The sequence below is a fragment of the Devosia sp. genome (assembly GCF_017307495.1).
Classification (GTDB): domain Bacteria; phylum Pseudomonadota; class Alphaproteobacteria; order Rhizobiales; family Devosiaceae; genus Devosia_A.
In genome coordinates this window covers 281,123-300,791 of the sequence record NZ_JAFKHE010000015.1, presented here as the reverse complement: position 1 = coordinate 300,791, position 19,669 = coordinate 281,123, and the positions used below count along the sequence as shown (strand labels likewise).

18 protein-coding genes are annotated in these 19,669 nt (G+C 67.4%); 8 read left to right on the top strand and 10 right to left on the bottom strand.

The window, feature by feature from the left end:
• The first annotated feature begins 259 nt into the window (after positions 1 to 259).
• Both J0I99_RS07765 and J0I99_RS07760 read left to right on the top strand, forming a co-directional pair.
• Positions 260 to 706 carry a hypothetical protein gene (locus tag J0I99_RS07765; protein WP_291389925.1) on the top strand — a complete coding sequence of 149 codons (447 nt, stop codon included), beginning with the start codon at positions 260 to 262 and terminating at the stop codon, positions 704 to 706.
• 398 nt (positions 707 to 1,104) lie between these two features.
• A complete protein-coding gene (locus J0I99_RS07760; protein WP_291389926.1) occupies positions 1,105 to 1,617 on the top strand; it encodes a hypothetical protein in 513 nt (170 codons plus the stop codon).
• Between the two features lie 215 nt (positions 1,618 to 1,832).
• On the opposite strand, the gene J0I99_RS07755 is transcribed toward J0I99_RS07760, so the two are convergent.
• Genes J0I99_RS07755 through soxR form a run of 3 tightly spaced genes read right to left on the bottom strand, consistent with a single transcriptional unit; the run spans position 1,833 to position 3,093 of the window.
• Positions 1,833 to 2,027 carry a DUF3008 family protein gene (locus tag J0I99_RS07755; RefSeq protein ID WP_291396963.1) on the bottom strand — a complete coding sequence of 65 codons (195 nt, stop codon included), beginning with the start codon at positions 2,025 to 2,027 and terminating at the stop codon, positions 1,833 to 1,835.
• A gap of 28 nt (positions 2,028 to 2,055) precedes the next feature.
• Positions 2,056 to 2,577, bottom strand: a complete 522-nt coding sequence (locus tag J0I99_RS07750) for an MgtC/SapB family protein (RefSeq protein WP_291389929.1) — start codon at positions 2,575 to 2,577, stop codon at positions 2,056 to 2,058.
• Between the two features lie 57 nt (positions 2,578 to 2,634).
• Positions 2,635 to 3,093, bottom strand: a complete 459-nt coding sequence (soxR, locus tag J0I99_RS07745; protein WP_291396962.1) for a redox-sensitive transcriptional activator SoxR — start codon at positions 3,091 to 3,093, stop codon at positions 2,635 to 2,637.
• 88 nt (positions 3,094 to 3,181) lie between these two features.
• On the opposite strand from soxR, the gene J0I99_RS07740 reads away from it, so the two are divergent.
• A complete protein-coding gene (locus J0I99_RS07740) occupies positions 3,182 to 4,615 on the top strand; it encodes an MFS transporter (RefSeq protein ID WP_291396961.1) in 1,434 nt (477 codons plus the stop codon).
• On the opposite strand, the gene J0I99_RS07735 is transcribed toward J0I99_RS07740, so the two are convergent.
• The 5 genes from J0I99_RS07735 to J0I99_RS07715 form a co-directional block, all read right to left on the bottom strand.
• Complete coding sequence (locus J0I99_RS07735) at positions 4,616 to 5,398, bottom strand: SDR family oxidoreductase (protein ID WP_291396960.1); 783 nt, start codon at positions 5,396 to 5,398, stop codon at positions 4,616 to 4,618. It abuts the gene before it with no gap.
• 123 nt (positions 5,399 to 5,521) lie between these two features.
• Entirely contained in the window at positions 5,522 to 6,568 is a 1,047-nt protein-coding gene (locus tag J0I99_RS07730) for an NAD(P)-dependent alcohol dehydrogenase (RefSeq protein WP_291396959.1), read from the bottom strand.
• Positions 6,565 to 7,425, bottom strand: a complete 861-nt coding sequence (locus tag J0I99_RS07725; RefSeq protein ID WP_291396958.1) for an ATP-binding cassette domain-containing protein — start codon at positions 7,423 to 7,425, stop codon at positions 6,565 to 6,567. Before J0I99_RS07725 ends, J0I99_RS07730 begins: the two co-directional genes overlap by 4 nt.
• Positions 7,422 to 8,537: an ABC transporter permease gene (locus J0I99_RS07720; protein WP_291396957.1), complete on the bottom strand. Its 1,116-nt coding sequence runs from the start codon at positions 8,535 to 8,537 to the stop codon at positions 7,422 to 7,424. Before J0I99_RS07720 ends, J0I99_RS07725 begins: the two co-directional genes overlap by 4 nt.
• Positions 8,538 to 8,623: 86 nt before the next feature.
• The gene (locus J0I99_RS07715) at positions 8,624 to 9,586 is read right to left on the bottom strand and encodes a substrate-binding domain-containing protein (protein ID WP_291391241.1); all 963 of its coding nucleotides are present in this window, start codon (positions 9,584 to 9,586) and stop codon (positions 8,624 to 8,626) included.
• Positions 9,587 to 9,965: 379 nt separating this feature from the next.
• On the opposite strand from J0I99_RS07715, the gene J0I99_RS07710 reads away from it, so the two are divergent.
• The 3 genes from J0I99_RS07710 (at position 9,966) to J0I99_RS07700 (ending at position 15,013) form a co-directional block, all read left to right on the top strand.
• On the top strand, positions 9,966 to 11,207 hold the full coding sequence (locus tag J0I99_RS07710) for an ROK family transcriptional regulator (RefSeq protein WP_291396956.1): 1,242 nt from the start codon (positions 9,966 to 9,968) through the stop codon (positions 11,205 to 11,207).
• A 76-nt stretch (positions 11,208 to 11,283) separates the two neighbouring features.
• Positions 11,284 to 13,473 (top strand): bifunctional diguanylate cyclase/phosphodiesterase, encoded by a 2,190-nt coding sequence (locus tag J0I99_RS07705; RefSeq protein ID WP_291396955.1) that lies wholly within the window; start codon positions 11,284 to 11,286, stop codon positions 13,471 to 13,473.
• A gap of 88 nt (positions 13,474 to 13,561) precedes the next feature.
• Positions 13,562 to 15,013: a diguanylate cyclase gene (locus J0I99_RS07700; RefSeq protein WP_291396954.1), complete on the top strand. Its 1,452-nt coding sequence runs from the start codon at positions 13,562 to 13,564 to the stop codon at positions 15,011 to 15,013.
• On the opposite strand, the gene J0I99_RS07695 is transcribed toward J0I99_RS07700, so the two are convergent.
• Positions 15,010 to 16,008 carry a DNA topoisomerase IB gene (locus J0I99_RS07695; RefSeq protein ID WP_291390829.1) on the bottom strand — a complete coding sequence of 333 codons (999 nt, stop codon included), beginning with the start codon at positions 16,006 to 16,008 and terminating at the stop codon, positions 15,010 to 15,012. The two genes, J0I99_RS07700 and J0I99_RS07695, sit on opposite strands and share 4 nt — an antisense overlap.
• A gap of 2 nt (positions 16,009 to 16,010) precedes the next feature.
• Positions 16,011 to 16,187 (bottom strand): hypothetical protein, encoded by a 177-nt coding sequence (locus J0I99_RS07690; RefSeq protein ID WP_291390830.1) that lies wholly within the window; start codon positions 16,185 to 16,187, stop codon positions 16,011 to 16,013.
• A gap of 122 nt (positions 16,188 to 16,309) precedes the next feature.
• Here J0I99_RS07690 and ade point away from each other — a divergent pair, with 122 nt between their 5' ends.
• Entirely contained in the window at positions 16,310 to 18,022 is a 1,713-nt protein-coding gene (gene ade, locus J0I99_RS07685) for an adenine deaminase (protein ID WP_291390831.1), read from the top strand.
• A complete protein-coding gene (locus J0I99_RS07680) occupies positions 18,019 to 19,662 on the top strand; it encodes a CocE/NonD family hydrolase (protein WP_291396953.1) in 1,644 nt (547 codons plus the stop codon). Before ade ends, J0I99_RS07680 begins: the two co-directional genes overlap by 4 nt.
• Positions 19,663 to 19,669 lie beyond the last annotated feature (7 nt).

The following is a 19,669-nucleotide window of genomic DNA, read 5'->3' as shown; positions in this document are numbered from 1 at the left end:
GGCGTAAACTGGTCGGTTTACATGTTAATCACAAGGCTTGTTACCGACTTGTTACATGCGTTTGCCTTCTCGGACCGTCATCGAACCTTCATATGCCGGACCGTCGCAGCACAGCGCAGTCAGCCAGCGGGCACTTCCACCCTTGGCTTCGGGGAATACGCAACGACGCGTTCCGGCGCTCCCAGGGCCTGCGGCCAGTCAACCGACTACCTCGGAGTTATCGGCCAATTGCCGCCCTGCGCGGCAAGAAGGAACCATCATGGACGCTTATGGTGCCGGCCAGCCCTACATGGCGCTGGTCGACGACGACTCGCATTCCGCCCGGCTGATGATCCGGATGCTGCTCGCCCATGGCGCGCCCTCGGTGAGCTGGCTCAACGGCGAGGCGCTGGCCACGGCCGAGCTCGGCAAGCTGCTCGACGATGACGCCGCGGCGCTGCCCGGCCTTGTGATCGTCGACCTCAAGCACTCCTCGACGGCCACGCGCGACTACATCGCCAGGCTGCGCGGCATGCGTGACGGGCGCAGCCTGCTCATCGCTGCCATCGCCCCCTCGCTCGAGCGCGAGGTCAGGGACGTGCTGCACGATGCCGGCGCCGATGCCGTGTTCGAGCGCCAGGCCGACATCAATTCCTTCCGTCGCGAAGCGGCGGCAATCGTGAGTTTCTGGGTGCGCAACCAGCACCTGGATGCGGTTGGCACGTAATCACTGCGTCCACAGGTTACGTGCCGGACGGGGAGCGCGTTGCTCGAGGCAGGCCACTGCCGACTGCATTCCCAAATGCGCTCCCCGTCTTCCTGACTTCCGTTCTCGGCCGAAATCCCTGCGGCCTGAGAACGGCGGACCGACGACCCCAAGCGTCGGTCCAACCGGCGGCCTGTCGCGTTCCCTCACGCGACGGCCGCTGACACCGGAGAGACGGGGCGCGACCCTCCTGACGCCGCCCCGCCCTCTCCGGTAAATACGCGCTCCCGGTTGCGGCGGGCCTGGTGATCCGGGTCGGCAGGCAGGGCGCGGTCGCGGCGTCTCCCTCCGCGACCGCGCTTGACCGCCGACCCGGATCACCGCAGTTTCCACCTCCGCTGTCACGCCGGAGGCACCCCATGTTCCGATCTGTCCTGTTTCTCGCCGCCACGGCGGGGTTGCTGGCCGCGCCCGTGCTCGCACAGGAAGAAGGCGTGGACAGCTTCGTGCTGCCGGCCTTCAACGGCATCGCCGTCGCGCAGGCCGCCGAGGCGGGCCTGGGGGTGTGTTTCGGGCCGCTGCTGGCCGACGCGACGCAATGCGCCGTCAGCCAGTGCATGCAGCAGAGCGGGTTGGGCGAGGAGGATTGCGCCACCAACCTGTGGTGCTATCCGCACGGCTGGGTCGCCGACATCTTCATGCAGCACAGCCAAGGCGCGCACTGGCACAAGTTCGTCTGCGACCAGCAGGACCGTGCCAGCCTCGAGGCCGTCGTCAAGCTCGAATGCGCGAAGGACGACCTCGCCGCCTGCCAGATCGTCCGCATCTGGGACAATGACGGCCAGCAGGTGTTCGGCGAAGGCGCCGACCCGCAACTGCCGGCGCCCGAGGACCTGGAGCAGTCGAACTCCCCGACCCCGGTGCCCCAGTAAGGGTTGGCGCGGCCGGGGTCTGCTCCAGCCGTGCGGGGAGGCGGGTACTCAGTGCCCTCCCCCGGCGCTGCCTAGCTGGTGGCAAGGTGGTGCTTTCACGCTTTGGCTGAACCAACCACGGGTGTCATCCCTGCGAAAGCAGGGACCCAACTCTGCCCCTGCGCCAGCTGAGAAATTGGTCCCAGCTTTCGCTGCGATGACACCGGGGAAAATAGCTAGTGCTTGGTCGGCTTCTTGTGCTCGGGCAGGCCCTTGCGCTTGGTTTCGGCGAATTCCTCGAGCTGGGTTTCGCTCATCGACTCATACATCGACTTCGACGCCCCCTTGAGCGCGCTGACCTTGGTTTCGCCGCGCTTGGCGCTGAGCGCCGCGCCGGCTGCCCTCTGCTGGGCCTTGGATGTGGACGGCATCTTCTCTGCCTCCTGTTGGGACCTCGGCTCAACGATCTTCAGAAGGCTCCGTTCCCTCCCTAACGTGCTCGTTCTCGGCGCTCACCACCTGGTGCGAGAACGCCCGCAGCGCCGCGAGCACCAGCACGGCCAGCAGCGCCACCCCGGCCGCGATCAGGTAGTAGCCGAGCGCCACCGCGACGCCGACGGCGCCGGAGAGCCACATCCCCGCCCCGGTCGTCAACCCGTGCACGCTGCCGCGCTGCTGGAAGATTGCCCCGGCCCCAAGAAAGGCGATGCCCGCCGTGACCGCCTCGATGGCACGGATCGGATCGGCCGTCTGGCTGCCGCCCGCCAGCGCCTGGTCGTAGATCTCGAAGGCCAGCGACGTGAACAGGGCGGCCGCGACCGCAATCAGGACGTGCGTCCTGAGACCGGCCGTGCCGTGCGTGCTGCCGCGCTCGAAACCGATCACCGCACCGAGCACCGCCGCCACCAGCAGCCGGATGACGATGATGTACTGCGCGGTGTGGTGCGTGTCGTGAAATCCAATGGAAGTTGCCCAGTCCATGGTGACGCTCCTGTGGTCCTTTGCCGGAGCAACGGGTCGAGTTCCACCCCGGTCCAGTCAGCTCTGGTAGGTGTCCTCGCCCGCGCGCATCAGCCGTCGCGGACCGCTCCCCTCGCTGCGCAGGTGATCGTCGATGTTCATCAATGGACAGCTGGTTGTCGACAGGCAGCCGCAGCCGATGCAGCCGTTCAGCTCGTCCCGCATGCGCGTCATCAGCACGATTCGACGGTTGAGCTTGTCGTGCCAAAGCTCTGACATCCTTCGCCAATCCTCGGCGCTCGGGGTATGCCCCACCGGCACCTGCGACAGCGCCTCGGCGACCTCGGCGAGCGGAATCCCGAGTTCCGTCCCCATCCGCACTATGGCCAGCCGCCGCAGCACGTCGCGGTCGTAGCGCCGCTGGTTCCCCGCCGTCCGATGGCTGCGGATCAGCCCCTTGCGCTCGTAGAAGTGCAACGCCGACACCGCCAGCCCGCTCCGCTCCGCCACCTGCCCAACCGTCAGTTCGCGCGACACTTTTCCTCAGATACCCTCTTTACCTCAACCACGCTTGAGGTTGTAGACACTCGCCAACGCTTTGAACAGCCCACGGGATTCGAGAACCATGAACACCACCAGCAGCGGCTGGCGCGACCTGTTCGCCGACGGCCGCGCCCTTGCCGTCACCGTCTTTGCCGGCGGCGTCGGCCTGCAGGCCATCGAGACCTTCATCGGCTCGACGCTCCTCCCCTCGGTCGTCGCCGACATCGGCGGGCTCGAGCTGTTCGCCTGGAACACGACGGTGTTCATCGTCGCCTCCATCATCGCCTCGATTTTCGCCGCGGTGCGCCCCTTCGGCATCGGCCCGCGCGGCAGCTATGTGCTCGCAGCCCTCGGCTTCGCGCTCGGCAGCCTGATCTGCGGCTATGCGCCGAACATGGAGACGATGCTGGTCGGGCGCGCCGTGCAGGGCTTCGGCGCCGGCCTGCTCACCGCCATGAGCTATGCCATGATCCGCATCGTCTTCCCCGAAGCCCTGTGGGGCCGCGCCTTCGCGCTGATCTCGAGCGTCTGGGGCGTGTCGACCCTGATCGGCCCGGCCATCGGCGGCCTTTTTGCCACCTATGATGCCTGGCGCTGGGCCTTCTGGTTCCTCGTGCCGCTGGCCGGCCTGCTCGGGCTGCTCGCCTTCCGCGTCATCCCTGCCCGCAGCGACGAGCGCGGCATGGCGACCTTCCCCGTCGCACAGATCGTGCTGCTGATCGGCGCCGTTGCCGCCGTATCGGTAGCCTCCATCCTGACCGAGGGCGCGATGCTGCCTGCGCTCCTGGTCGGACTCGCGGTGCTGGCGATCATCGCGCTGGGCGTGATCGACCAGCGCCGCGAAACTCACCTGCTGCCGACCGGCGCGTTCTCGCCGCGCTCGGTGCTGGCGCCGCTGTTTGCCGCCATGCTGCTGCTCAACCTCGCCATCATCTGCGACATGTTCGTGCCGCTGTTCATCCAGCAGTTGCATGGCCAGTCGCCGCTGATCGGCGGCTACATGGTGGCGCTGGTCGCCGTGGGCTGGAGCTCGGGCTCGGTGGTGACCTCGAGCTGGACGGGCAGCCGCGCCCGCTTCGTCCTCGTCCTCGGCCCGATCCTGCAACTGGTCGCGACCTTCGGGCTCGCGCTGTTCCTCGGCCGCGACAACACCGCGGGCGCACTGCTGCCGCTCCTGCCCGTCGGCGTCTCCCTCGTGCTGCTCGGGCTGGGCATCGGCATCTCGTGGCCGCATGTCTCGACCCGGCTGCTGCAGGCCGCGCCGACCGGCCAGGGTGACCTCACCTCCGCCTCGATCTCGATGGTCCAGCTCTTTGCCGCCGGCCTCGGCGCGGCGCTTGCCGGCGTCATCGTCAACGCCGCCGGCCTGGCATCGGCGCAGACCATCGCCGCCACGATCAGCGCCTCGAACTGGCTCTACGGCCTGTTCGTCCTCGTGCCGCTCGTCGCCATCCCCATCATCTGGAGCGTCGTGCGCGGCGAACGCCTCGCGGCGGCGGCGCAACCCGCGGAGTAGCTACACCGTCTTCAGCCAGCCGCCGTCGACGAAATAGGTCGAGCCGGTGGAGTAGCTCGCCTTGTCCGAGCAGATGAACACGAAGAAGTTCGCCAGTTCCTCGGGGGTGGCGAAGCGCTTCATGCCCCCGGCTTCGTTGGCGACGCCCTGCAGATGGGCCTGATAGCCGTCGTCTCCGGCCAGTTGCTTCGCGGTCTTGATCCAGTCGGGCGTGAGGATGAGGCCGGGGTTGATGGTGTTGACGCGGATGTTGTCGCCGACCACTTCGTTGGCCAGCGTCTTGGAGAACATCATCAGCGCGGCCTTGGTGGTGTTGTAAATCGGCTCGTACCACAGCGGCTGCACGGCGCAGATCGAGGCATTGTGGACGATGGCGCCCCACTTGTGCGCCTTCATCTGCGGCACCAGCCCGCGCCCAAGCCGGACGGCAGCCATGACGTGCAGGTCCCAGTAGTACTGCCACTTGGCGTCGTCGGCTTCGGCGATAGTCTCGTTGGAACCGGTGCCGGCATTGTTGATCAGGATGTGCGCGCCGCCCAGTTGCGCCGCCGCCGCGATCACCTTGGCGCAGCCCTCGGCGGTTGCGACGTCGGCGGCGACGCCGTGCGCTTCGACCCCGTACTTCGCACCGATCCGGGCCGCCTCGGCATGCAGCCGCTGCGAGCCGCGCGCCGTGATCAGCACGTTGGCCCCTTCCGCGGCGAAGCCTTCGGCGACGGCGAGGCCGATGCCGACGCTGCCACCGGTGACAACGGCGAGTTTGCCCCCAAGTCCCAGATCCATTCCCACTTCCCCTCACCCGAGCCCTCTCCCCGGAGGGGAGAGGGGACGCTTGGATAGCTGGCAGTGCCACATCGCCCCCCTCTCCCCTCCGGGGAGAGGGTTGGGGTGAGGGGCAGTCTCCGACTAAGCGTCCATCACAATCTGCAGCTTCACATCCGTCGGCCGGCCCTCGACCGCCCGGTCGAAGGCCTTGATCGAATCCTCGAACTTGAACGTCTCCGAGATCAGCGGCTTGAGGTCGACGCGGCCCGAAGCCATCAGCGCGATGGCGCGGTCGTACTGGTGGGCATAGCGGAACACCGAGGCGATGGTGATTTCCTTCACCGAGAGCGAGGCGATGTCGAAATCGATCGGCTCGACCGGCAGCCCGACCACGACGATGGTGCCGCCCGGCCGGGCGACGTCGACGATGCCCGTCCAGGCGCGCGGGCTGCCCGAGCACTCGAACACGACATCGGCGCCCCAGTTGTCGGTCAGCCGGTTGACCTCGTCGACGAGGTTCTGGGCCTTGATGTTGACCGGGATGATCCCCTGGTAGCGCGCCGCGATGTCGAGCTTGGGCTGGGCAAGGTCGGTGATGATCACCCGGGCGCAGCCCCCCGCCAGCGCGGCCAGCGCCACCATGGTGCCGATCGGCCCGGCGCCCATGACGATGGCGGTATCGCCGGGGGTGATCCTGGCTTTCGTCGCCGCCTGCATGCCGACCGCGAAGGGCTCGACCATGGCGCCTTCGGCAAAGCTCACATTGTCGGGCAGCTTGAAGGTGTAGTTGGCCGGATGGACCACGTAGGGGGTCAGCACGCCATGGATCGGCGGCGTCGCCCAGAAGGTCACGGCCGGATCGATGTTGTACATGCCCAGCCGGCTCGCCCGCGAGTTCGGATCCGGCACGCCCGGCTCCATGCAGACCCGGTCGCCGACCTTGAGGCCGGTAACCCCCGCCCCGACCTCGACCACCGTGCCGGCGGCCTCGTGTCCGAGCACCATCGGCTCGTTGACCACGAACGGCCCGATCCGGCCATGCGTGTAGTAGTGCACATCGGACCCGCACACGCCGACCGTATGCAGCTTGATCTTGACCATGCCCGGGCCGACATCCATCGGCAGTTCGATGTCTCGGAGTGTCAGTTCGTGCTGCTTCTCGAGCACGAGTGCGCGCATTTTCGTCATAGGTTCTGGGAGGCTTCCTGGCCGGTGTAGTGAATGGCCGGACCGGTGGCACCCTCGACCGGCGGCTTCATCGCACCGGTCATGATCGCCACGGCATCCGACATCGAATATTCCCTGGGATTGATGATCGCGATGCGCTTGCCGAGCCGATGGATGTGGATCCGGTCAGCGACCTCGAACACGTGCGGCATGTTGTGCGAGATCAGCACGATGGGCAAGCCGCGCTTCTTCACGTCCAGCATCAGTTCGAGCACGCGCCGGCTCTCCTTGACGCCCAGCGCGGCCGTCGGTTCGTCCATGATCACGACGCGCGAGCCGAACGCCGCCGCCCGCGCCACCGCCACGCCCTGGCGCTGACCGCCCGACAGGGTTTCCACCGACTGGTTGATGTTCTGGATGGTGAGCAGGCCCAGTTCGCTGAGTTTCTCGCGTGCAATCCTCTGCATCTTCGTACGGTCCAGGCTCCTCAACAGCTGCCCGGCCCAGCCGGGGCTCCGCAGTTCGCGACCGAGGAACATGTTGTCCGCGATCGACAGGGCCGGCGAGAGCGCGAGGTTCTGGTAGACCGTCTCGATACCGGCATGGCGCGCGTCCATCGGCGAGCGGAAATGCACCGGCTGGCCTTCGAGCAGGATCTCCCCGCTGTCCGGGATCACCGCGCCGCAGAGCGCCTTGATCAGGGTCGACTTGCCGGCCCCGTTGTCGCCGATCACCGCCAGGATCTCGTTGCGCCTGAGGTCGAAATTCGCGTCGTCCAGCGCCACCACGCGGCCGTATCGCTTGTTCAGTCCCCTGCCCTCGAGGATGATGTCTTCGGCGTTGCCGGCCGGCACGCCCATGCTGTTCACATCGCTCATGCCGAGATCTTCCTGATCCACTGGTCGATGGTGACGGCGACGATGATCAGGACGCCCACCGCGAAGTCCTGCCAGAGCAGGGCCAGGCCGGAGAGCGCGAGGCCGTTGCGGAACACGCCGACGATGAGCGCCCCGAACAACGTGCCGACGATCGAGCCGCGCCCCCCGAACAGGCTCGTGCCGCCGATCACCACGGCGGTGATCGAGTCGAGATTGGCGGTCTGGCCCGCCTGCGGGCTGACGCCGCCGATGCGGCCGATCAGTACCCAGGCCGCGATGGCGCAGATGAAGCCGGCGAGGGCATAGACGGCCAGCAGCACCCGATCGGTGTCGATACCCGACAACCGGGCCGAGTCGGGATCGTCGCCAGTCGCATAGACATGACGGCCGAAGGCGGTGCGTCCCAGCACATAGGACAACACCATGGCGACCGCTATCATCAGCAGCGAGCCATAGGTGACAACCCAGCCCTTGAGCCAGGGCAGGTCGAGGCCCAGGAACATGCCAATGTCGTAGAGCTTGAAGAGCTTGCCCAGCCACAGCAGGAACGGCGCCGCCGCTTCCATGTCCACCGCCCGGATGGTCTCGCTGTTGGAATAGAATGTGTTGAGCGCCCCGAAGATGCTCCAGGTGCCCAGTGTCACGATGAAGGGGGGCAATCGGAGCTTGGTGACGATCAGGCCGTTGACGAGGCCGCAGGCGAAACCCGCGAGCAGGCCGAGCGGAAACGCTATGGCCACCGGCACCCCGTAGACGACGGCCGTGCGACCCATCACCACCGAACACAGGATCATGATCAGGCCGACGCTGAGGTCGATGCCGGCGGTGAGGATGACCAGCGTCTGCGCCATGCCCAGGATGGCGACGATCGTCACCTGCTGCAGCACGACCGACAGGTTCAGCGCGGACAGGAACTTTCCCGGCGCCGCGATGGAGAAGATCACGACGCCGATGAGCAGGACGATCAGCGGGATCAGCGTGGGGTGCTCATGCAGCAGCCCCTGGAGCCGCCTCACGATCCCCGGGCGGTCTTCCTCGAAACTCGCCACCTCGGTGGCCACGTTTTTCAGGCCCGTTTCAGCAGCTGCCGAGCCGGCTGCGTCGTCACTCATCGTGTCCCCTCTCCCCAAGGACGCCTGTGGATGTCGATGGCTCCCGCACCGGCGGCGCGGGAGCCCGAATTGGAACCGTCAGCCGATCAGCCCCAGCAGAGCTCGGCACCCTTGGCGGTATCGATCGAATCGACGCCGGCGACCGGCTTGTCCGTGACGAGCGTGGCGCCTGTATCGAAGAAGCCCATCTTGGGGTCGATCTCGGGCAGCTTGCCCGTCGCGATCGCCTCGAGCGCCATCGAAGCCATCTTCAGCGGATACTGCTGGCTGGTGGCGCCGATGATGCCGGCCTTGACGTTGGCGACGCCCGGGCAGCCGCCGTCGACCGAGACGATCAGCACCGAGCCGTCATCCTTGCCCACGGCCTTGAGCGCTTCCCAGGCCCCCGCCGCGGCAGGCTCGTTGATGGTGTAGACCACGTTGACGTTCGGGCACTTCTGCAGCGCGTTCTCCATCGCGGTGCGGCCCTTTTCCTGGTCGCCCTGGCTGATTTCGTGCGTGCAGATGCGCGGATCGGTCTCGTCGCCGTACTTGTTGGGATCCTTCACGTCGATGCCGAAGCCGGCCATGAAGCCCTGGTCGCGCAGGTAGTCGACGGTCGGCTGGTTGGTGGCGAGGTCGAGGAGCACGATCGAGGCGTCCTTGGCCTTGTCGCCCAGTGTGCCGGCGGCCCACTTGCCGATCAGCTCACCCGCCTTGCGGTTGTCGGTGGCGAAGGTCGCGGTGGCGGCATCCATCGGATCGAGCGGGGTATCGAGCACGATCACCATCAGGCCGGCATCCTTGGCCTTCTGGATGGTCGGCACGATGGCCTTGCTGTCAGAGGGGACGATCGCAAAACCCTTGGCGCCGGCCGAGATCAGGTTCTCGATCGCGGCCACCTGCGCGTCGTTGTCGCCGTCGAACTTGCCGGCAGCGGTGATCAGCTTGAGGTTGAGCTCCTTGGCCTTGGCCTCGGCGCCCTCGCGCATCTTGACGAAGAACGGGTTGGTCTCGGTCTTGGTGATGAGACCGACCGTGACCTCCTGCGCATAGGCCGTGCCGGCCATCGCGGCGGCGACCAGCGCACCCGCGAACGCAGTCTTCAGAAAACCGAGTGTTCCCATGAAATCCTCCCAGTGTTGCAGAGCCCGACCCTGCTCTCCGGTTGGCTCCGGCGCGGATCGGGACAGGAGGCAAGGCCAGCTTGGCGCGCCGTTCCTCCCCCCGCCGGCCCCGATAACAGCGCAAGGGTCGCCTTCTGTCAATAAATTAGTCCATTTGATTTATTAATTGACTTGTGAGTGTTCGCGGATAATCCTTTCGTCCGGGAGGGGGTGCGAACCCCATGTAATCGATTGCACTTTTGCCGACGCCATGGCTTTTCTGGCCGTGACGCGGAGCAGCCGGCAATTGTCAACAGATGCAGTCGAAAGGAGGTCGGGCGCAGTGGCTACCGGCACGAACAGGGAATCCGGCCTGCGGCGCGGCGCGGCCAGCCGCGGCACCAACCAGACCGGCGTGCGCCTGTACAACGAGCGCCTGGTGCTCTCCCTGATCCGCCGCCACGGCGAGCTACCCAAGGCCGACATCGCCCGCATGACCGGGCTGTCGCCCCAGACCATCTCGATCATCACCAATGCGCTCGAGGCCGACGGGCTGCTGTTGCGCGGCAACCCGCTGCGCGGCAAGGTCGGCCAGCCGCTGGTCCCCTACTCGCTCAATCCCGAGGGCGCGCTCAGCTTCGGGCTCAAGATCGGCCGTCGCAGCGTCGACCTGTACCTGATCAACTTCACCGGCCAGATCCTCAAGCTGCTGCACAAGACCTACCCCTACCCCACGCCCGACAGCATCCGCCGCTTCGCCCGCGAGGGCTTCGAGAGCCTGGTCGCCGACCTGCCCACGCGGCTGGTGGCCCGCATCGCGGGGGTTGGCATCGCCGCCCCCTACGAGATGTGGACCTGGCACGAGGAGATCGGCGCCCCCAAGGCCGAGATCGACGCCTGGCGCCAGGTCGACGTGCGCGCGATGATCGGCGCGCTGTGCAACTGGCCGGTGTACTTCGCCAACGACATCACGGCGGCCTGCGCCGCCGAACTGATGTTCGGCATCGGCGGCGAGCACGCCGACTACCTCTACGTCTTCATCGGCTCGTTCATCGGCGGCGGGCTCGTGCTCAACGGCCACCTGTTCCCCGGTCGCACGCAGAATGCCGGCGCCCTGGGCTCCATGCCGGCACAAGATCCCGGCCATGCCGCCGGCGGCAGCCGCACCACCCAGCTGATGAACGTCGCGTCGATCTACACGCTCGAGCGCAAGCTGATCGCGCAGGGACGCAGCCCGGACATCCTCTGGCAGTCGCCCGACGACTGGGGCGACGACCTCGGCCCGGTACTCGACGACTGGATCGAGGAGGTGGCCGTCAGCCTTGCCTACTCGATCGTCGCCGCCATAGCGGTCATCGACGTCGGGACGGTGCTCATCGACGGCGCCTTTCCAAGCCATGTGCGGGAGCGGATCATCGCCCGGACCGAGGCCGCAATCGCCCGCATCAACCAGCAGGGCCTGTCGCACTTCCGCCTGCTGCCCGGCAGCATCGGCAACGCCGCGCGCGCCATGGGCGGCGCTTCGCTGCCCCTCCTGGCCAACTTCACCCAGGACCGCGAAGTCCTGTTCAAGGACAACGCCTGATCGGAAGTCGGCAGGACAGTAACGAGTTCGAAAAGCCTCTCCGGCACACTGGCCACGTCGTTGTCACGCTGGCCCCATGTCCACCCGCATCAAGTCCCGCCGAACGCTCTCGATGCTGGTGATGGCCACGTTTCTCGTGGTGTTCGCCTCTACGGCACTGATCTTCGGCGGCTTCCTGCTGTGGTCGGCCGGGCAGATCGATGCCGATGCCCTGCAGCGGCAGACGCTGAGCATCAGGCATGCCGTCGAGGCCCAACTCGGCACCGTCCCGCGTCAGCAGCAGAGCGTTGCCATCCGGGACGACACGGTCATCGCCGCCCGCGATCATGACACGGCTCGGCTGGCCACCGATATCGGCAAGTGGATGTTCAGCTACTTCGGTCACGACGAGAGCTATGTGCTGTCCTCCGACGACGCGCCGGCCTACGCAGCGATCGCAGGCAGGACCCAGCCGCCGGCAGCCTTCGAGAAGCGCCGCAACGTCTTGCAGCCCTTCATCGGCGCCCTGCGCAGCGCGGCTTCGGCCGGCTACGTCGACGAGCCGCCCTACATCGCCGACTACCTGCAGATAGATTCCAGGCCGGCCATCATCAGCGTCACGCCGATCATTTCCGATAGCGGCAATGTCGGCCAGCCCGCCGGTCGGGAGGCCGTGCTGGTCTCGGTCGTCTATCTCGACGCCGAGTTCGGGCGGCGCATGATCGACCACAACATGACCGGGATCGGGCGCTTCAGCACCGGCCGCGCTACTACCCCGGGCGAGGCTGCCTTCCCGGTGCAGAGTCGCTCCGGCCGCATCGTCGGCTTCTTCGAGTGGCAGCCTTACCGGCCCGGCAGCGACCTGCTGCAACGGACGGTCGCCGCCGCGGGACTCACGCTCGTCATCTTCGCGCTGCTGGTGCTGGTGCTGATGCACCGGCTCCGGCGCGCCCTCGATGCACTGGAGCACAAGCGCCGCGACGCCGAGCGCCAGGCGAGCGAGGATCCGCTTACCGGCCTACCCAACCGACTGAGCTTCGATCGCGAGTTCGAAGCGCGGCTGGGCAGCCTCAAGCTGCGCGACGCCCCCCTGGCCCTGCTGATGCTGGATCTCGACCGCTTCAAGCAGGTCAACGACACCCTCGGCCACAACGCCGGCGACGAACTGATCCGCTCCGTTGCCGACCGCCTGCGCCAGATCGTCGAGCCCGGCGACATCCTTGCCCGGCTCGGAGGCGATGAGTTCGCGATCCTCCACTACTGCTATTCCGGCTCGGTCGAGGTCTCCGCCCTCGCCAGCCGCATCGTCGATGCGATCGCCCGCCCCTTCCGGGTACTGGGCAGCGATGCCTTCGTCGGCGTCTCCATCGGCTTCGTCATTGCCGGCGCGACCGATCACGACAGCCGGGAGTTGAGCCGCAAGGCCGACATCGCGCTCTACGAAGCCAAGTCCGGCGGCCGCAACCGCGCCGCCATCTACGAGGAGGAAATGGACGAACTGGTGCAGGGCCGGCACACAATCGAGGCCGAGCTGCGCGAGGCATTGCGCGTGCCGGGCCAGCTCTGGGTCGCCTTCCAGCCCCTGTGCAGCCAGACCGGGAGCACCATTGTCGGCGCCGAGGCCCTGGTCCGCTGGACCCACCCGCGCCTTGGCAACATAGCGCCAGCGCGCTTCATCGGCATCGCCGAGAGCACGGGCCTGATCGAGCCACTCGGCGAGTTCGTCCTGCGCCGGGCCGCCCAGTTCGGCGCACGCTGGCCCGGCCGGACCGTGGCGGTGAACATCTCGCCGGCGCAGCTGCGCAACCCAGGCTTCGCCGAGCGCGTGTTCGACATCCTGGCCGAGACCGGCATGGCTCCGGCCGACCTGGAGATGGAGATAACCGAGAGCATCCTGCTCGAACACGAGGCGATGGCCCTGGATGCCATTCGCTCCTTCCGCGAGGCCGGAGTCCGTATCGCGCTCGACGACTTCGGCACCGGCTACTCCTCGCTCAACTATCTCAAGCGCTACCCGGTCGACCGGATCAAGATCGACCGCTCGTTCGTCAGCCAGCTCGGCACCGGCGAAGGCTCCGAGCCGATCGTGCAGGCCATGGTCACCCTCGCCCATGCGCTGGGGATCGAGGTCACGGCCGAGGGCGTCGAAACCCAGGAGCAGTTCCGAATCCTCGCTGCCATGGGATGCAATACCTTCCAGGGCTTCCTGTTCTCGGCCCCCCTGACGGTAGGCGACATGGCCACCCTGCTCACCGACGCAGCGCAAGCCGTCGCCGAAGTTGCCTGAACAGCATCCCTTAACCCTTTCCGCTAACTACCCTTTTTGAATCAGCCCGTATGGTCGCGCCTCGACACCGATTGAGTGGGGGCTCAACATGCGTCGTCGTGAACGCCGTTCCGGCTGGCAATTCTCATTTCAGGTCCTGATCCCGGTCATCGTCGCCGTGGTTGTCACCGCGGGCACGGCGGCGGGCTTCGTCCTGTGGTCGGCGGCCAAGAGCGACGACCGCGCGCTGCAGCGCCAGACCCGGCTGGTCGAGCACATCCTCAAGCAGGAGTGGGACGACATCGCCAGCGCCGAGCAGGATGCGACCGGCTGGGACGAGGCGGTCACCGCCTTGCGCGAAGGCGATCTCGACTGGATCGACGAGAACCTCGGCCAGGGTATCTACACCACCCACGCACCCAGCCGGATCTACGTCCTCGACCATGCGCTGAAGCCGATCTACGCGCTGCGCGATGGCGGCAAGGCGCCGCTCGACACGTTCGAGGCCGACCGGGCCTCGGTCGTGGCCGTGGTCGACGCGCTGCGCGGAGTCGATGGCGATGCCGCGATCGACTCGTACAACAACGGCTTCGCCGACGGCACCATTCCCGGGTCCACCGACCTGGGCAGGATCGAGGGTCGTCCGGCGCTGATCAGCGCCGTGCCCGTGCTGTCCTGGTCCGACGCGTTCGACGTGCACCCCTCCGAAGCCTTCTACCACGTCTCGGCCCGCTTCCTCGATCGGACGCTCGCCGAAGAGCTGATGGGCCAGTACCTCATCGACGGGGCCCGCTTCGACATCGCCCCCACCCCCGGCGCCGCGGAGGCCGTCGTCGCTCTCGACAACAAGGCCGGCGAACCGGTCGCCTGGTTCAAGTGGCAACCCGACCGTCCGGGCACGCTGCTGCTCGCCGAAACCGCACCTGCCATGGGCATCGCCGTACTGGTGGCCGGCCTGGTCATCGCCATCCTGATGCGCAGCCTGCGCCGCTCGTCGGCCGCACTAGAAGCCGAGCGCGCCAGGGCCGAGCACCAGGCGTTGCACGATCCGCTCACCGGGCTCGCCAACCGCGCCATGTTCCAGCAGCGGCTGACCCAGGCGCTCGAGCGCCTCAGCCCCGGCAGCGATCCGGTGGCGCTGCTCGCGCTCGATCTCGACCGTTTCAAGCAGGTCAACGATACGCTCGGCCACGAGGCCGGCGACGAGCTGCTGCGGCAGGTCTCCGGACGCATCAAGGCGCTGCTCAGCGATGGCGACACGCTGGCGCGCCTCGGCGGCGACGAGTTCGTTATCCTGCAGGCAGCGATCAAGACCGTGAACGAGTCGCGCCGGCTGTCCGAACAGATCATCTCTCGCGTCTCCGAGCCCTACAAGCTCGCCGGCGCAGACGTCCGCATCGGCGTGTCGATCGGCGTGGCGCTCGCTCGCGACGCCGCCGGCGACGGCCTCGACCTGCCGGCGCGGGCCGATTTCGCGCTCTACCAGGCCAAGGAGTCCGGCCGCAACCAGGTCAAGCTCTACGACGAGCTGGCCAAGGAGCGGAACGAGGCCGCGGCCTAGCCTGCCGCAGCCAGCACGGCCGCGAGACGCACCTCGCGCTGGCGAACCCCATTCGTGCCGGCACCGCCGGCGGCCCAGATCGCTCCGAGGCGCCCCTTGTCGAACAGGGCGTAGAGACATGGCGCGACGTAGCTGGCGCGGCAGATCGCCGGCGTGTTCTGCAGGAACGCAGCCACCTGCCGGGTGACGGCAGCCATCTGCCGCTTCCGCCCCGACATGCTTTCCGCTGGCGCGAGCCGCGCCAGATACTCCGCCGCCAGGGCGCTGGCATGCAGTGTCCGAAAGTCCTTGGCGGTGACAGTCGTCCCGCCGATTGCCCGCAGGTAGCGGTTGATGTCGTCGGTGCGCAGCGGGCGGGCCACACCCGCGTCGTCGCGGTACATGAGCAGGCGGCGGCCATGGATCGACTTCACCTTGCGCACCGCCTCGGCCAGCCGCCCGTCGCGGACCTCGTAGCTCGCCTGCTTCCCGCTCTTGGACGGAAAGCGCGTGGTGACGACATCGCCGGCAACCGAAACGTCGCGGGCGAACAACGTCCCGGCGCCACGCGTGCCGCGCGCATCGAGATAGCGCTCGCGCCCGACCCGCATCGCGGTGCGGTCGATCAGCGCGACGCCGAGCGCCAGCGCCAGCCGCTTGCTGCCCGCCGGCTCGCGCAGATCGTCATGCACGTGGCGACGAATCCGCGGCAAGGCCTCGGTCAGTCGGGCCAGTTGCTCGAGCTTGTGTCGGGTGCGCCGCGCCTCCCAGTCGGGATGATACACATACTGCGTTCGCCCCGCCGCATCCGTACCGAGCGCCTGGATATGCGCATTGGGTGCCACCGCGATCCGCACATCGGTCCACGCCGGGGGAATGCCGAGGCTTCGCACACGCTGGTGAAGCCCGGGGTCGGAGACCGTCTCGCCGTCGGCGTCACGGAGGCCGAAGCCGCGCCCGTGCCGGACCAGCCTGATCGCCAGGTCCTCGCGCCCGACGCGCTTCAGCCTCACCATCGCTACACGCCGGTGGTCGTGTTGGGGGGCGGCGAGTTGAAGAGGTAGAAGAACAGGTAGACCAGCCCGAATGCCAGGATCACGGCAAGCAGCGACCAAACCAGCACCCGGAAGTTGAGCATGCGCCGACTGCCCTGGCGAACCTCGGTGGTCGACTTGTGGGGATCGTAGGTCTGCATGGTGGTCTTCCGATAAGAACAATCGTGAAAAACCAACGCCCGATGTCGTACGGGGTTCCGCCAGCACTTGACCGTGAACCCGCGAACGTCCGACGTTCGGGGATGCTGATCCCGGGTACGCCATGACCATTTCCCCCGAGCTCCTCACCCGCATGATCAAGGCCGGCGCCGGCGAAGTCCCCGCCGATGTGGTGATCAAGAACGTCCGCCTGCTCGACGTGATCTCGGGTTCGGTCACCCACACCGACATCGCCATCGTCGCCGGCCGCATCGTCGGCACCTACGGCTACTACAACGGCGCGCGGCTGATCGAAGGCGAGAACCGCTTCGCCGTGCCCGGCTTCATCGACACGCACCTGCACATCGAATCCTCGCTGGTGACCCCGTTCGAGTTCGACCGCTGCGTATTGCCGCACGGCGTTACCACGGTGATCTGCGACCCGCACGAGATCGCCAATGTCCTCGGGGCCGACGGCATCCGCTATTTCCTCGAGTGCGCGGAGCGCACCGTCATGGACATTCGCGTGAACCTCAGTTCATGCGTGCCGGCTACGCCGCACGAGACCTCGGGCGCACGGCTCGAGATCGCCGACCTCGAGAAATTCCGCCACCACCCCCAGGTCATCGGCCTTGCCGAGATGATGAACTTCCCCGGTGTGCTGGCGGGCGATCCGGGCATTGTCGCCAAGCTGGTCGCCTTCCAGGGCGCCCATATCGACGGCCATGCGCCGCTGCTGAGCGACCTCCACCTCAACGGCTATCTCGCCGCCGGCATCCGCACCGATCATGAGGCAACGACCGCCGTGGAGGCGCGCGAGAAGCTCATGAAGGGCATGGCCATCCTGATCCGCGAGGGCTCGGTCAGCAAGGACCTCGACGCGCTGGCCGAAATCCTCGACGCCAACACCTCGGCCTATGTCGCGCTCTGCACCGACGATCGCAACCCGCTCGACATCCTGGAAGAAGGTCACCTCGACAGCTCCATCCGCCGGCTGATCGCCCGGGGCCGGCCGTTGCACCACGTCTACCGCGCCGCGTCGCACTCGGCCGCCCGCATCTTTGGCTTGAAGGATCGCGGCCTCGTCGCGCCGGGCTATCGCGCCGACATCGCCCTGCTCGACGACCTCGAGACCTGCCAGGTCGCCGAGGTCATCACCAACGGGCGCCTCGTCCGACCCGAGCTGTTCGAGGCGCGCCGGGCCGTCCCCCCCGTCGGGCTTGCCTCGATGAAGGCCGAGCGCGTCGGCCCTTCCACCTTCATCGTGCCGCCCAACCCGCGCCAGAACGAGACCCCGGTGATCGGGGTCCGCCCCGGCCTGATCCTGACCTATCGCGAGACGGCGACGCTCGAGGTCTCGGAGATGGGCACGCTGCCCGACATCGAGAACGACGTGATCAAGATCGCGGTGATCGAGCGCCACGGCATCAACGGCAACGTCGCGCTGAGCTTCACCAAGGGCTTCGGCCTGAAGCGCGGCGCCATTGCCTCCTCGGTCGGCCACGACAGCCACAACATCACCGTGGTCGGCGCCGATGATGCGGACATGGCCCTGGCGGTGAATCGGCTGATCGAGCTCGGCGGCGGCTTTGCCGTGGCCGACGGCGGGCGCGTCACTGCCGACCTGGCGCTGCCCATCGCCGGGCTGATGAGCCTGCTGAGCTTCGAGGCCGTGGCCGACAAGCTCCACCATCTGCGCGAAGCGGCCTACGCCCTGGGCTGCACCCTGCCCGAGCCGTTCCTGCAGGTTGCCTTCCTCGCCCTGCCGGTCATCCCGCACCTCAAGATGACCGATCGCGGACTGTTCGACGTGGACAAGTTCGACTTCGTCAAATGAGCATCGCGAGCCGGTTCCTCGCCGATTTCTACAAGCTGCCCAAGCGCAAGTGCGGCGTGGCCCGCACCCGCAACCTGCGCGTGCCGGCGCGCGACGGCGTGCTGCTCGCCACCGAACACTTCGCACCGAAGCTGCCGGGCCCCCACCCGACCATCCTGATGCGCGAGCCCTACGGACTGTCCGGCTTCGCGACGATCGGCGAGGTCTATGCCGAGCGCGGCTACCACGTCGTGTTGCAGGCCTGCCGCGGCACCGACAAGTCGGGCGGCGAGTTCGATCCGTTCGGCCACGAGCGCGACGACGGCCTCGCCACCATCGACTGGATCAAGGCCCAGCCCTGGTTCGACGGCCGGCTCGGCACATCGGGCCCGAGCTATCTCGGCTACGCGCAATGGGCCATCTGCGACGCCCTGCCCCGCCAGTCGGCCATGGCCGTCAAGGTAACCAGCGCCGAGTTCCGCTCCATCGTCTTCCCCGGCGGCGGGCTGGCGGTGGGCCTCTGGCTGAGCTGGATCCAGACGGTGGAAGGCCTCAAGGGCAACCAGATGCGCACCGCGCGGAGGATGTTCACCGGCGGCATCGAACGCGCCACCCTGCGCGCCACCATGAAGCTGCCGCTCAAGGACGCCGACAAGCGCGTCACCGGCCGCATCGTGCCGTTCTGGCGGCGCTGGATGGACGAGGCGATCGGCAGCGACGAATTCTGGCAGCCGCTCGACCACACCCACCGCCTCGGCGCCCGCACCCCGCCGGTCAGTTTCACCTCCGGCTGGTACGACTTCATGCTCGACCAGTTGCTGCGCGATTATCGCACCCTCGTCGACGCCGGCCAGGTGCCGCACCTGACCATCGGGCCATGGACGCATGTCAACCCGGACCTGCAGATGGAAAGCGTCCGCCATACGCTCGAGTGGATGGATGCAAAGCTCCTCGGCGACGCCAGCACGCTGCGGAACAAGCCGGTTCGGCTGTGGATCTCCGGCGACGACGCCTGGCGCGAGTTCGACGCCTATCCGCCGGTGGAACCGGAAAACCAGCTCTGGCACCTGCATCCCGACGCCGTGCTGTCGCAGCGCCCGGTCCGCTCCTCACCGCCCGACACCTATTCGTACGATCCCCGGCAGCCGACCCCGGCCATCGGCGGCGCCATGTTCGCCTTCAGCGGCGCCGGCCAGGTCGACCAGGCGGTGCTCGAGAAGCGCCGCGACCTGCTGGTCTATACCTCGGAGCCGCTGTTCAACCCGATCACCATTCTCGGCCAGGTGCGCGTGGCGCTCCATGCCCGCTCCAGCCTGCCCAACACGGATTTCTTCGTGCGCCTTTCCGACGTCGACGAAAAGGGCGTGTCGATCAACGTCTGCGACGGCTTCCTGCGCAAGACGTCGGCCGATCCGGCGGTTCCCGACGATATCTGGAAGCTCAACTTCCGCATGCACGCGGCCGCCCACACTTTCAAGCGCAACCACCGGCTGCGGGTCGTGGTGGCAAGCGGGGCGCATCCGCGCTACGCCCGCAATACCGGCACGGACGAACCGCTGGGCGAGGCCACGACCCTCGTCAGCGCCGACATCGAGGTCTTCCACGATCCCGCCCGCCCGAGCGCGATCCACCTGCCGGTGGTCGAACTCGACCGGGCATGACGAAGCG

Bases quoted from the DNA above. Each gene is read 5' to 3' on its own strand.
- J0I99_RS07720 (WP_291396957.1), bottom strand. From the start codon at position 8,537: ATGAGTGACGACGCAGCCGGCTCGGCAGCTGCTGAAACGGGCCTGAAA.
- J0I99_RS07705 (WP_291396955.1), top strand. From the start codon at position 11,284: ATGTCCACCCGCATCAAGTCCCGCCGAACGCTCTCGATGCTGGTGATG.
- J0I99_RS07735 (WP_291396960.1), bottom strand. From the start codon at position 5,398: ATGGATCTGGGACTTGGGGGCAAACTCGCCGTTGTCACCGGTGGCAGC.
- J0I99_RS07690 (WP_291390830.1), bottom strand. From the start codon at position 16,187: ATGCAGACCTACGATCCCCACAAGTCGACCACCGAGGTTCGCCAGGGC.
- J0I99_RS07765 (WP_291389925.1), top strand. From the start codon at position 260: ATGGACGCTTATGGTGCCGGCCAGCCCTACATGGCGCTGGTCGACGAC.
- J0I99_RS07725 (WP_291396958.1), bottom strand. From the start codon at position 7,425: ATGAGCGATGTGAACAGCATGGGCGTGCCGGCCGGCAACGCCGAAGAC.
- J0I99_RS07680 (WP_291396953.1), top strand. From the start codon at position 18,019: ATGAGCATCGCGAGCCGGTTCCTCGCCGATTTCTACAAGCTGCCCAAG.
- J0I99_RS07700 (WP_291396954.1), top strand. From the start codon at position 13,562: ATGCGTCGTCGTGAACGCCGTTCCGGCTGGCAATTCTCATTTCAGGTC.
- J0I99_RS07715 (WP_291391241.1), bottom strand. From the start codon at position 9,586: ATGGCCGGCACGGCCTATGCGCAGGAGGTCACGGTCGGTCTCATCACC.
- ade (WP_291390831.1), top strand. From the start codon at position 16,310: ATGACCATTTCCCCCGAGCTCCTCACCCGCATGATCAAGGCCGGCGCC.
- J0I99_RS07740 (WP_291396961.1), top strand. From the start codon at position 3,182: ATGAACACCACCAGCAGCGGCTGGCGCGACCTGTTCGCCGACGGCCGC.
- J0I99_RS07760 (WP_291389926.1), top strand. From the start codon at position 1,105: ATGTTCCGATCTGTCCTGTTTCTCGCCGCCACGGCGGGGTTGCTGGCC.
- J0I99_RS07750 (WP_291389929.1), bottom strand. From the start codon at position 2,577: ATGGACTGGGCAACTTCCATTGGATTTCACGACACGCACCACACCGCG.
- J0I99_RS07695 (WP_291390829.1), bottom strand. From the start codon at position 16,008: ATGGTGAGGCTGAAGCGCGTCGGGCGCGAGGACCTGGCGATCAGGCTG.
- J0I99_RS07730 (WP_291396959.1), bottom strand. From the start codon at position 6,568: ATGACGAAAATGCGCGCACTCGTGCTCGAGAAGCAGCACGAACTGACA.
- J0I99_RS07755 (WP_291396963.1), bottom strand. From the start codon at position 2,027: ATGCCGTCCACATCCAAGGCCCAGCAGAGGGCAGCCGGCGCGGCGCTC.